The sequence below is a fragment of the Algoriphagus yeomjeoni genome (genome assembly GCF_003259505.1).
GTDB lineage: Bacteria > Bacteroidota > Bacteroidia > Cytophagales > Cyclobacteriaceae > Algoriphagus > Algoriphagus yeomjeoni.
Genome location: NZ_QLLK01000004.1, coordinates 71,316 through 84,347, shown reverse-complemented (window position 1 = coordinate 84,347; position 13,032 = coordinate 71,316). Strand labels below are relative to the sequence as shown.

Below are 13,032 nucleotides of genomic sequence, written 5' to 3'. Positions count from 1 at the left end.
TATTGCACAGCCTTCTATTCTTAACTAAAAATCTCTAGACACTGAGTTTGCTAAAGTGCAGAAGAATAAAAGGGTGTCATTTCCGTGTTTGTGAAAAACAAAAAGAGAAAAGACCTAGTGTATAGACAAATTGAATTCATACTTCATGTATATGATATTTTACTTTATAAAACCAAAAGACCTCTGGTATGTTCTTTGTTTAAATAGATAGTAATGCGACACAAATACAAAATTATTGGTGGATTAATCATCGTATCCGTTTTGATTGGTATATCATTCAGTCTTGAGAAAACCCGCGTAAAGAACACCAGCTCTCCTACTTTTTCTGCAGGAATCAATGAAAATATCAGAAAAGCCTTTCTCGATGTTTGGCAGCAGTATAAGGAACTCCACAGCTATGGATTTGATGTCATTCAAAGCAACCTAGGCAGCTCTACTATGCAGGCTCAGCCGGTGATTAATCTCAGTGATATTTTTGGGAAAAACCGACAGTATAAGTTAGATGTAGCTGAAAAAGTACTTGACTCAGATGATCTATACATAGCTGATTTACCTGAGAATGTATTGCGTGGTTGGTTTGCACATGAACTTGGACACATTGTGGATTATGAAAATCATTCCAATGCTGGTATGATTGCTTATGGAATTCGCTACGTGCTTTCCGATAAATACAAACGCGAGCGGGAACATGAAGCGGATAGCATTGCGATTCGGCACGGTTTCCGAAAGGATGTGATTGCTGCCAAAAAATATATACTTGAAAACGATTTTATTTCTCCGGCATATCAGGATCAGATCAAAAAATTCTACATGACTATTCGTGGCGCTGAACTTTGCCCAGATGAACTAGTGCCTGTTTTACCTAAGGTTGAGATATAAACTCAAGTAAGGCATTCATTTTTTCAGTTTTCATGACTTTAGGAGTTTTCGTCTGTCCTCCTTTTTTATTGGTAGCAGATAAATAACTGGTATACTGATCCTTGGATATCACCTTCACATCTATTCCCTTAAGTGCTTTGGATCTGGCTACCGCATAATTTTTATTGGCTGATTTCAACAGCTCATCCAATTTATTAGCTAATCCACTTGGTTTAACCTCAGATACTAACACCCATTGATGGATGTAATCACCTGCTTCATTTTTTATGGCTCCCACCATATACTCGTTGATAGTTGTTTTGTTTGCCTCAGCTAATTCCAAAATAGCCTTATCCATTTTCTCTTCCGAAAGCTGGGATCCAACTACATTGAGAAAGAATTTGGTTCTTCCAGTGATCTTTATTTGTGGCGGGTTGAGACTTTCAAATCGGATTACATCTCCAATTGCATACCGCCAAGCACCAGCACAGGAGCTTAATATCAATACATACTCCTTCCCTACTTCTACTTCATCAATTCCCAACACCAAAGGATTACTCAGTAAGTCTCCAGTCTCGTTTATTCCTCGCTCATCAAAGGGTATAAATTCAAAAAAGTAACCGTGATTCAAAGCTAGTTTCATTGCCATAGTATCAGGCTTGCTGGTATAGGCGATAAATCCCTCTGAGGCTAAGTAGGTATCCAAGATTGTAAGTGGAGTTTCACATACCGCTTCGAAATCCTCCCGGTAGGTTTCAAATGCAACTCCTCCTGTGGCATACACCTGCAAGTTTGGCCAAATGTCATGTATGCTTTTAAGTTGATGGCGCTCAATGATACGCTTCAGCATCAACAAAACCCAAGAGGGAATTCCTGCAATAGCTCCAATATTCCATCCGGGAGCTTGTTCTGCAATTGCATTTACGCGTTCATCCCAGTCAGAAATGGCCGCAATGTCTTTTCCCGGTCTGTAGAAAATGTCGTACCAATCGGGGAAATTGCTCACATTGATTCCTGAAATCTCACCTTCCTTGAAGCCCTGCTCATTTTCATCCAAGTTTGCCGAGCTGCTCAACATCAAGACTTCAGATTCAAAAAGTGATTCTGGAAAATCGAATTCATGAAGAGAGTTAATCATGGAAGATCCAACTGACCGCATAGAAGCCATGAATTCCTTGGTTATCGGAATTCTTTTGCTGCTTTTACCAGTCGTTCCACTGCTACGAGCAAAGAAATCAGGTTTGCCTGGCCAAGTAATATCATTCAATCGCTCCTGCCTAGCCCACCATTGCTCATGCATGGTCTGGTAATTGAATATTGGAACTTCTTTTCTAAATGAAGAAACAGGATCTTCAGATTTCAGGATATCTTCAAATCCATAATACTTTCCAAAGGCTGTGTTTTTGGCTTCAGTAAGAAGCTCTCGAAGCTGTTTTTCTTGAGAGACTTCAGGTGTGTCTTCTGCAAATTGTAGTTTTGAAGTAATGTCAATTCCCGCTTTTACGAGCTTACCTAGTATGGCCATATGTGTTTTTTTGGGGAAAATAAACAAAGGCCATGCCTCCGGGTAAAGTCAGAAATTTCAAATGAGAAATACCACGCAATAGTATTTTCGATTTATGAAGTTGGATTAACGACATTCTCGGTGGTGAGTACTTCAATTTGATACATTAGGCATTTTTAACCTATTGCTCACTTGGAGCTAATTTTTCAATATTTCAATCTTGCAATTTTTAAATCATTGCAACCCTTTCTGGATACAACCGAAGCATTCATTAATTGCTTTTCAAGTCAATTGCCTTAATTTTGAAATTCAATTTTTACCCATGACAGAAGAAAAAGACTCACTCAATTTCATAGAACAAATCATTGCTGACGATTTGGCCGCAGGCTTTTCTCCGGACAAACTTCGTTTTCGTTTTCCTCCCGAGCCGAATGGCTATTTACATATTGGCCACGCAGCTTCTATTTGCTTGAATTTCGGTTTGGGTGAGATGCACAATGCACCCGTTAACCTTCGCTTTGACGACACTAATCCAAGCAAGGAAGAGCAGGAATATGTAGACGCAATCAAGCGCGATATTCAATGGCTGGGATTTCAATGGGCAACGGAATGTTACTCTTCAGACTATTTCCAGCAGCTCTATGACTGGGCAGTTCAACTGATCAAAGAAGGTAAGGCCTACGTGGATCAGCAGTCTGCAGAAGCTATGGCTACGCAGAAAGGAACACCAACAACACCCGGAGTAGCTGGACCTTTCCGGGATCGTTCGGTTGAGGAAAACTTAGATTTATTTGAAAGAATGAAGGCTGGTGAATTTGAGCAAGGAAGCTATGTGCTTCGTGCTAAGATTGACATGGCTTCTTCCAATATGTTGATGCGTGATCCTCTTCTTTATAGGATTGTGCGCAAAGCACACCATCGTACAGGCACTGAATGGTGCATTTATCCTATGTATGACTGGGCTCACGGTGAGTCTGATTACGTAGAGCAGATTTCACATTCTCTTTGCACCTTAGAATTCAAGATGCACCGAGAGTTATACGATTGGTTTTTGGATCAAATCTATGACCCAGCTAAACTGAGACCAAAGCAGCGGGAATTTGCCAGAAGAAACCTGAGCTACACCGTAATGAGCAAGCGGAAGCTTCTTGAACTGGTTCAGACCAAGACTGTATCGGGCTGGGATGATCCACGCATGCCTACTATCTCAGGTTTGAGAAGAAGGGGTTATACGCCTGATTCAATTCGTAAATTCTCTGATCTTTCAGGAATCTCCAAGCGTGACTCAGTTACAGATGTCTCCTTATTGGAATACTGTATCCGGGAAGATTTGAACAAAACAGCTACCCGAGTGATGGGCGTTTTGGATCCCGTGAAATTGGTGATTACCAATTATCCAGCTGGAAAAACAGAAATCCTTTCTGCAGAAAACAATCCAGAAGATCCTAACTCAGGAACACATGATTTACCATTCTCTGGAGAACTTTACATAGAGCGCGAAGATTTCAAAGAAGAAGCTGGAAGCAAGTTTTTCCGTTTGACTTTGGGAAATGAGGTTCGTCTGAAAAGTGCCTATATCATCAAAGGTGAGTCTGTGGTGAAAGATGCTGCGGGTAACATTACTGAAATTCATTGTACTGCTGACTTGGATTCAAAATCCGGATCTGGTACCGAAGCTAGTATTAGAAAAGTAAAAGGAACGCTTCATTGGGTGTCTATCCAACATGCTATTAAGGCGGAAGTTAGAGAATACGACCGATTGTTTTTGGATGAAGCTCCAGATAGTCATGAGGATAAGAATTTCATGGAATTCGTCAATCCAGATTCCTTAAAAATTATCAAAGAAGCTTATTTAGAGCCATTTCTAAAAGATGCTACACTTGATGATAAGTTTCAATTTCAGAGGCTAGGCTATTTTACTTTGGATAAGGACTCTACTGCAGAGAACCTGGTATTCAACAAGACGGTGGGCTTGAGAGATTCCTGGGCAAAGCAAGCTCCAGTTTCTTCTGCACCACAAAATCAACCTGCAAAGCAACAAAACCAAGGTGGAGGACAGCCTCAAGGACAGCGCTCTGCGATCAATGAGATTCAGAAAATTGCGAAGAAATACACTAACCTTTCCGGTGATAAATTGGCTGCAGCTAGAGCAGACATTGCAAAATTAGCAGAGGAAGTGAGCTATGAGGAATTAGCTCCTCTATTCAATACTGCCGCTAAAAAAGTGGGAACCCGTATCGGAGTGATGATTGCATTGGGGGTTTTGCTTGCAAATGGACAAGAAAGAAACACTGAAATTGCTGAATTTATTGAAGCAGGCTTAGCAGATGAGAATGAGGAGTTGGCTGGAGAAGCTGGAAGAATTTAAAATTAGAAGTTTCAGATTTGAAATTGTCTAATCGCAGTTTCTAGTTTAGAATCGCCCGTTGAGAATGTTCAGCGGGCGATATTTTTGTATCAATAAATAACCTTAATGGAAGTAGTCCTGCTTCTCCAAAAACTAGACAGTGAGGTCATATTAAAATATTGACCACCCCATTGGGGCAAACTATGGTAGCTATTAAATAAGCAGAAGATTTTTTCTGTGTCTAAAGGGACGATTTTTATTACCTACTTGTCCATTTCCATCGAAACCTTCTCTTCATTGATAAGAATTGGCTTTCCAAAGCCTAGCTTTTCCAGACCTGCCAGTTGTGTTTTGGCATCTCCTACAATCAGCCAAATCATCTTGTTTGGATCAAGATAGCTTCCTGCCAAATCCTGAATTCTTTCCACAGTCATTTCATTTACTATTTTCTCTCTATCCTTCATGTAATCTGGATCCCAGCCAAACTCGCTGATATTCTCCAGCATATTCAGTTTCGCCCCAGCAGTCTCAAAGGCCCTAGCATTACTTTTGATCATAAAGCTTTGAGTAGTTTCCAAATCTTGAGAAGTGTAGGTGGAAGCATAGTCTGAAAGTATGTCTTTTACCAACTGAGCAGACTCATAAGTAACGTTGCTTCGCACTCCACTGCTTATACTGAATGGAGCGGCTACTTTTCCCCCTGCAAATGAAGATCGAATGCCATAAGTATATCCTTTGCCTTCACGGAGTTCCTGAGTCAATCTTGAGGCAAAGCCACCACCTCCCAAGATGTAATTCATTACCACTGCAGGGTAATAGTCAGGATTGGTAGAAGCCATCGCAGGATATCCAAATTGTAATATGGACTGCTTAGCATCTGGGATATCATAAAAATAAACTTGTGCATTCTCTGGTCTTGATGGCGCATCATAAGCAGGAATGCTCACGTCCTTACTTTCCCAGTCAGTTACCAGGTCTTGAAGAGAGGCGATAATATTCACTTTACCTAAATCACCCACTACATGCATTCGGGTAACTGAAGGAGAAATGTATTTATCATAATAATTTTTCAGGTCATTCAATGTAATCGCCTCTACAGATTTAATGCTTCCCAAGATGTTTTGAGAACGAATATTACCCTCTCCGTACAACAGCTTATTGAATTCATTTTGAGCTACCATGTTTGGACTAGCTTCCAGTTGACGAATTCTACTCAAAGTTGCCTGCTTGGCGAGTTCAAATTCAACAGAGTCCCATCTCGGTTCAAGAATGATTTCCTTCACCAAGTCCATCACCTGATCGTAGTTTCTACTTAATGTATTTACGGCTATAGTTGTATTCTCTGTAGTTGCATAAACATTCACTGATGCTCCCAATTGATCAATTGCATCCTCCAATTCAGCGGTGGTTTTGGTTTCAGTCCCCTTTGTCATCAACTGAGCCAAAAGATTGGCAACCCCAACTTTATTAGGATCATCCAATAGTTGTCCACCATCAATTATCATATTGAATTGAACTAATGGAACTTCATGGTTTTCAATGCCATATACTTGTAAGCCATTGCCGAGTGAATCTTCCCAAACAGCTGGAATAGTCACCTCAGGCGCTTCGCCATAAGGAGGCTCAACAGACCTGTCAAAAGTAGATGGCGCACGCTCGTATTCAGCTTGAATCGATGCATCGAAGCTTTCTTCGGCACCTTGTACGATTTGCTCTTCTACGACTTCAGCTTTCTCAGACCCTTCGAGTGCAGCTTCTAAATTTCCTTTAGGTACAAAGCTGGTAGCGATGTAATTCTTACCGTAAATGTATTGGTTGAAAACCCGCATCACGTCTTCCGTCGTGACAGCCAAGACATTTTGAATATCCTGATTGATAAAGCCAGGGTCTTCAGCAAAAATATTGTATTGAGTTAGCTGTACACCTTTTCCTAAAACACTGGAAAGAGCATTGTAGAAGCGTGTTTCTTGACCTGCTTTAATACGTGCTAGGTCTTTTTCGGAGATGCCTTCTTTTTCAAAATTGGCGAAAGCCATTTCTATAGCGGCAGCTACTTCATCCAAATCTTTGTCAGCATACGCGCGGACAGAAAGTTGTGCTTGCCCAGCTAATTCTGAAGTTCTGTTATACATTCTCACATTGGATGTAAGCTTTTTATCATCTACCAAGACCACATTAAGAGGAGCTTCTTTTCCACTGGATAGGTAATCCGTCAGCACATCCAAAGCGTAGGAGTCTGCATGATATTGCTCCACAGTAGGCCAGGTCATGGTCAGCTCTGGAAGACGCGCGAAATTATCTTCATGATAAAGTTTTTTGATGGCTTCCACTTTCCCCGGTCTTGGAGTAAGTGGGGCTATGGACTCACCTGCTGCTATTTCATCGAAATACTTTTCCACCCATTCTTTAGCTTGTTTTGGGTCAAAATCACCAGCTATTGTAAGTGTAACGTTATTTGGAACGTACCATCTTCTAAAAAACTCCTTGACATCTTCTAGTTTTGCATTCTGCAAATCTTCCAAGGAGCCGATTACCTGCCAATTGTACGGGTGATCTTCAGGATAGAGGTTTTTATCAATCACATAAGAAGTATGGCCGTAGGGTTGGTTGTCAACTCCCTGTCTTTTTTCATTTTTCACCACCTGCTTTTCTTTAGCCAAAACAGGATCAGTCACCGTATTTATAAACCAACCCAACTTGTCAGCTTCTGCCCATATCATTTTCTCCAATGCATCATTCGGCACAGTTTGAAGGTAATTTGTTCTATCACGACTGGTAGAACCATTTGCTCCAGACCCTCCTATTCTAGCTGTCATTTTATCCAAACCTCCTTTTCCTAGGTTTTCTGATTCCAGAAAAAGTAAGTGCTCGAAAAGGTGAGCAAAGCCAGTTCTACCTTCTTTCTCACGCGCTGAACCTACGTGAGCAGTCAGTGAAACTGCCACCACTGGATCTGACTTATCGATGTGAAAAATAACTTCTAGACCATTGTCCAGCTTGAATTTTTCAAATTCCACATTAAACTCTCTTGACGCAGTTTCAGTCTTTTTGCTACAAGCGGCAGCGAGGATCACAAGTAGTACAAGTGAGGTGATTTTTTTCAACATAGATAGGAAGGTTTTCTTACCGCGAATTAATAGAAATATTTACTTGAATCCACCGCTTATTGGTTGATCGGCAAAGTCTAATTAAATGGAAATGTGCATTTTATCGAAAATAGGCTATTATCTTATAGACTAACCCTACTTTCGGAATAGAGATCGTAAACTGCAATCAATGCTTCGGATCCTCTGGCATCAGGGTATAATTCATAATTGGTTAGTTCATCTCTAGTTTCCACATAAACAGGATTATATTTTTCATCATACACATTCCATACAATCAGCAAAAAATGATAGCTGATTTTACTTGCTCTACCCTCTTCTAGCCAGGATTCAAACTCTTCTTCAGTGATTGATTTGGGATAATCAGGACCTTCAAACATAGGGGTATTTCAAATGATTAGTGTGCGAAGTTTTGCTGTGTAAGTAGGATAAAGATCTGAAAATATCCGGAGGAGATTGTGATTATCCGAATTTGAAGCAAAGAGGCAATTCTAATTAGGATTAAAATCAATTTCAAAGAATTCAGCCTACTTTCTTATATTCAACAAATTATCCCCAACCTCATACCGATTTCACATGAAGAAAATTACAAAAATATTTTTAGGTCTAATTATTTTGGTTCTCCTATTAGCGGCTGTTTTGATTTTCAATGCCCTTAGAATGGAATCTAAACAGGTAGAACCACAGCCTATTCAGCCTGTTACAATTTCTGATGATGTTTTTCAAAATCTATCAAAGGCCATACAGTTTCAGACGATTTCCTTTAGTGAAGATGCTATCCCAGATTCAGTAGCATTCAATGGATTTCATGCTTTTTTGGCGGAAACTTTTCCTTTGGTGCATCAGACAATGTCGCTAACCAAAATCAGTGAATACAGCCTCCTTTATACTTGGGAAGGTTCTGATCCTGCGAAAAAACCAATTATCCTAATGTCACATCAGGATGTGGTGCCGGTAGATCTCCCTACTATGGAAATGTGGGAAGCTGGACCATTTGAAGGTATAATCACAGAAGACCATATAATTGGACGTGGAACTATGGATGACAAATCATCTCTCATTGCCTTATTTGAAAGTGCGGAGATGCTTATTAAAGAAGGTTTTGTCCCAAATCAAACAATCTATTTTGCTTTTGGTCACGATGAGGAAGTTGGCGGGGCAAATGGTGCAGCTAAAATCGCTGATTATCTGGAAGAGAAAGGCATTCGTGCTGCCTTTACCCTAGATGAAGGTGGAATGATAGCTGAAGGAATGGTGCCGGGAATTGATCAACCAGTATCTATGATCAATGTTGCGGAAAAAGGATTTGCCTCATTTAAATTAATTGTAGAAACAAATGGTGGTCATAGTTCTGCTCCGCCAAGAGAAAATACAATTGGAATGCTTGCCCAAGCAATTGTTGACTTGGAAAATAATCAGCGTCCATACAGATTAGTAGATCCTGTGCGGTACCAACTTGAATATTTAGGGCCTGAAATGCCGTTTGCTCAGAAAGTTGCATTTGCTAATCTATGGCTTTTGAAAGGCCCTATTTTGAAAGCACTCAATTCACATACAACCACAGCTCCTACTATCATTGATGGCGGAGTGAAGAACAATGTGATTCCAACTGTTGCAGAGGCTACCATCAATTTTAGAATTCTTCAAGGAGAAACAATAGAGTCCGTTCAGGAGCATATTGAGAATACCATCAGTGATAAAGTACGAGTAGAAAAATCAGGTTTTTTGACTAATCCATCACCTTCTTCGAGAATTGACTCAGATTCATATAAGCTTTTAGAAGCAACAGTTCGGTCTGTTTTTCCTGAGACAGTGGTAGTCCCTGGATTAATTGGTGGAGGAACTGACTCACGTTATTTTTATAAAATATCCGACGATGTGTATAGGTATTATCCCCTTCGAATTAGCCCGGAAACTATGAGTAGATTTCATGGAATCGACGAGAAAATATCTAAAGAAAACTACAAGGAAATCATTCAGTTTACTTATCAACTGATGAAAAAATTCAATGAAATCTGATTCATTGATAAAGTCTAGAGACTAAGGAAGTCTTTTTCCTTAGTCTCCCAGCTTTTTACCAAATCTTGATTCTTTCTGCTTCTGACTTATAATTTACGTCACCGGGCTGAATATTAAATGCCGTGTAAAATGGATCGAAGTTCATCAAAGGACCATTGACACGCCACACGGCTGGAGAATGCGAATTTGTATTCACGTACGTTCTCAAAAATTCATCTCTTGTTTTGACTCTCCAGATTCTGGCGATTGAAAGGCAGAACCTCTGATCTGGCGTGAATCCATCGATTTTTGTAGTATCCTGACCCTGCTCAGTTAGTTTAAATGCTTCATATGCAATGTATAAAGCACCGTTGTCAGCAGTGTTTTCTCCAATAGTCATTGCGCCTTTCACATGAACTGAATCTAAAACAGTGAAGGTGTCATAGCGCTCAATCAGTTGCTGAGTTTTGCCCTTGAACTTCTCATAGTCTGCCTCAGTCCACCAGTTTTTTACATTACCATCCTTATCATATTGCGCTCCCTGATCATCAAAAGCATGAGTTAGCTCATGGCCAATCACCATACCGATCCCACCGTAATTGATCGCATCATCAGCATACAGATCGAAGTAAGGATATTGTAAAATGCCCGCTGGAAAAACTATTTCATTCAAAGAAGGATTATAATACGCTGTCACAGTAGATGGAGTCGTACCCCACTCTAGCTTGTTTGGAGCTTTACCAAACTTATCCAATTGGTACCGACTCTGATCTTTACGAAGTGCAAGCACATTTTCAAAATACTTAGTGGGATCAATGCTGACATCATATTCTCTCCATTCGTCTGGATATCCTATTTTTTTTGTGATTGCATAAAGCTTCTCTTTTGCCTGAGTTTTAGTACTGTCACTCATCCAGTCCAATTGATTGATTCGGCTTTCAAAAGCTTTTTGAAGATTATTCACCAAATCAAGAACCCGTTTTTTGGCATCTTCATTAAAATAGCGTTTCACGTATAATTGACCTAAAGCAAACCCTAATTGTCTATCTACCTTTTGCACCATTTGCTGTGCTCGCGTCAATTGGGTGGATTGTCCTGAGATTACCTTTTCATATGCAAAAGAAGCGTCCTCAAAAGGCTTACTTAAAACTTCAGCATAAGACGATAAAGTATGGGCTTTGATATAGTTCTTCCAATCTGAAATGGATACTGTTTTTAGCATACTATTCAAAGTTTCATAATAAGCCGGTTGCCTCACATCTACCGAATCTGCATCCAGCCCAAGTTGATCCAGCATGCTTGACCAACGGATATTTGGTTGCTTCTGATCCAGTTCGGAAACTGCCATTTTATGGTAGTTTTCCTTTACAACCCTTCGCTCGATTCGGGTTTTATGAGATTCAGCGAGCTTTTTCTCAATCGCATACACACTCTGTGCATTCTTCAGAGCTGTAATTTCATCTGTTCCGGTTAACTGGAATAGCGTTGCCAAATAGTCCAGATATGCTTGTTGAATTGCCAAGGTCGAAGAATCCGATTTGAAATAATAATCCCGGTCAGGTAATCCAAGCCCTGTTTGACTAAAATGTGCTATGTTAATTGAACTATTTTCTGCGTCTGGAGAAATACCCAACCCAATAATAGATTCACTATTTGATTTGATTTCATCTGTCACAAAACTCAATAAAGAAGGTAAATCAGAAATTGATTCAATTTCCTCAAGAATAGGTTTGATGGGCTCAAACCCTCTGGAATTGATGGCTTCAGTATCCATACCCGAAGCATAAAAATCGCCTACTTTCTGTTCTATACTTCCTGCTGGATTTTCAGCTCTAGAAACCTCCTCCAAAATATTCTCAAGTAATTTCTTCTGAGGAATATTTAGAAAAGAATAGGATCCCACACCAGATTGATCATCTGCGATCTTTGCGGTGTCATACCAGATGCCGTTTACATACATGAAGAAATTGTCACCTGGCTTTATCGATGTGTCTATTTCTGATACTTCCACAAAGTTTCGAGCCGTTTTTGACTCATTAGTTTCTCCTTCTGGGCTGCAGGAGATGGATAGTATTAACAGGACGAACAGTAGATTTTTCATATGGGCTAATATTTTGTGAAAAAGTTAATCGATTTCTTTAAGTGCTCAAACACCGTTTATAAAAGCATTTCCTACGAATAGAAAATTCAGCTGTTTTTGTGAAGCTTTTTACACTAAATTGCTCACTATCAGTAGTTATTATTTTATCAAGCAAGTCCATACTTTTAAAAAATAGTATATTTTTTATGAAGACATTTAAGTTGGAATCTATTCCATCCCAAAAAGGTAAAGTTGCCATTGTCACAGGAGCCAATATTGGTCTAGGCTATGAAACAGCTTTGGCATTGGCAAAAAAGGAAATCACTGTCATTCTAGCCTGCCGTTCCTTAGCCAAAGCTCAAAAGGCAATGGACAAAATGATCAAGGAAGTCCATGCCGCTGATTTGGAGATAATTCTCATTGATTTAAACAGCCTGAAGTCTGTACTGGATTTTGCAATGGAATTTGGTGAAAAGCATAACAGACTTGATTTTTTAATAGCAAATGCTGGGATTATGATGCCTCCTTTTCAGAAAACAAAAGACGGATTTGAAAGTCAATTTGGCGTGAATTTCCTTGCTCATTTTTTACTGGTTAATCGACTGTTCCCTATACTTAAAAACACCGTAGGATCAAGAGTAGTGATGCTGAGCAGTCTTGCCCATAAAAATGCGAGGATAAATTTTAGCAATCTGAATGCTGAAAAAAACTATTCCAATTGGAAAGTATATGGGCAAAGTAAGTTGGCATGTTTGATTTTTGCATACGAACTCCAAAGAAGGATTGATGATAAGGGATTAAAGCTAAAATCTCTTGCAGCCCACCCAGGTTTCTCAAGTACTAATTTAGGCCACCTATTGCCCATTATAGGAGCTAAGTTATTCTCTCCATTTGCCTCCTTTATTGGACAAGATGCCAAAGCTGGAGCTTTACCTACTTTAAGAGCAGCTTTGGATCCGACTGTCAAAGGCGGTGAATATTTTGGCCCTTCTGGTTTCAAAGAAATCAAAGGTGCGCCTAAAGTGGTGAATTCTTCTTCAAGATCACATGATCTACTAGTCGCATCTAAACTATGGACAGTAGCGGAAGAGATGACAGGAGAAAAATTTAATGTTTAAATCCTCCTATTTTTTCAAACCTT

8 protein-coding genes are annotated in these 13,032 nt (G+C 39.8%); 4 read left to right on the top strand and 4 right to left on the bottom strand.

Annotated features, from left to right (window positions below; all coding sequences use genetic code 11):
• Nucleotides 1-213: 213 nt before the first annotated feature.
• Complete coding sequence (locus tag LV83_RS07850) at nucleotides 214-879, top strand: hypothetical protein (RefSeq protein ID WP_245947020.1); 666 nt, start codon at nucleotides 214-216, stop codon at nucleotides 877-879.
• Here the strand turns inward: LV83_RS07850 and LV83_RS07845 are convergent.
• Nucleotides 863-2,383 (bottom strand): GH3 family domain-containing protein, encoded by a 1,521-nt coding sequence (locus tag LV83_RS07845; protein WP_111611006.1) that lies wholly within the window; start codon nucleotides 2,381-2,383, stop codon nucleotides 863-865. The two genes, LV83_RS07850 and LV83_RS07845, sit on opposite strands and share 17 nt — an antisense overlap.
• A 301-nt stretch (nucleotides 2,384-2,684) precedes the next feature.
• Here LV83_RS07845 and LV83_RS07840 point away from each other — a divergent pair, with 301 nt between their 5' ends.
• Nucleotides 2,685-4,730 (top strand): glutamine--tRNA ligase/YqeY domain fusion protein, encoded by a 2,046-nt coding sequence (locus LV83_RS07840; protein WP_111611005.1) that lies wholly within the window; start codon nucleotides 2,685-2,687, stop codon nucleotides 4,728-4,730.
• Nucleotides 4,731-4,972: 242 nt separating this feature from the next.
• On the opposite strand, the gene LV83_RS07835 is transcribed toward LV83_RS07840, so the two are convergent.
• Nucleotides 4,973-7,816: a M16 family metallopeptidase gene (locus tag LV83_RS07835; RefSeq protein ID WP_111611004.1), complete on the bottom strand. Its 2,844-nt coding sequence runs from the start codon at nucleotides 7,814-7,816 to the stop codon at nucleotides 4,973-4,975.
• A gap of 122 nt (nucleotides 7,817-7,938) precedes the next feature.
• Entirely contained in the window at nucleotides 7,939-8,193 is a 255-nt protein-coding gene (locus LV83_RS07830) for a hypothetical protein (protein WP_111611003.1), read from the bottom strand.
• 196 nt (nucleotides 8,194-8,389) lie between these two features.
• Here LV83_RS07830 and LV83_RS07825 point away from each other — a divergent pair, with 196 nt between their 5' ends.
• Nucleotides 8,390-9,832: a M20 family peptidase gene (locus LV83_RS07825; protein WP_245947019.1), complete on the top strand. Its 1,443-nt coding sequence runs from the start codon at nucleotides 8,390-8,392 to the stop codon at nucleotides 9,830-9,832.
• A 55-nt stretch (nucleotides 9,833-9,887) separates the two neighbouring features.
• Here the strand turns inward: LV83_RS07825 and LV83_RS07820 are convergent, their stop codons facing one another.
• A complete protein-coding gene (locus tag LV83_RS07820) occupies nucleotides 9,888-11,912 on the bottom strand; it encodes a M13 family metallopeptidase (protein WP_111611002.1) in 2,025 nt (674 codons plus the stop codon).
• Between the two features lie 185 nt (nucleotides 11,913-12,097).
• On the opposite strand from LV83_RS07820, the gene LV83_RS07815 reads away from it, so the two are divergent.
• A complete protein-coding gene (locus LV83_RS07815) occupies nucleotides 12,098-13,009 on the top strand; it encodes an oxidoreductase (RefSeq protein WP_111611001.1) in 912 nt (303 codons plus the stop codon).
• The last annotated feature ends 23 nt before the right edge of the window (nucleotides 13,010-13,032 follow it).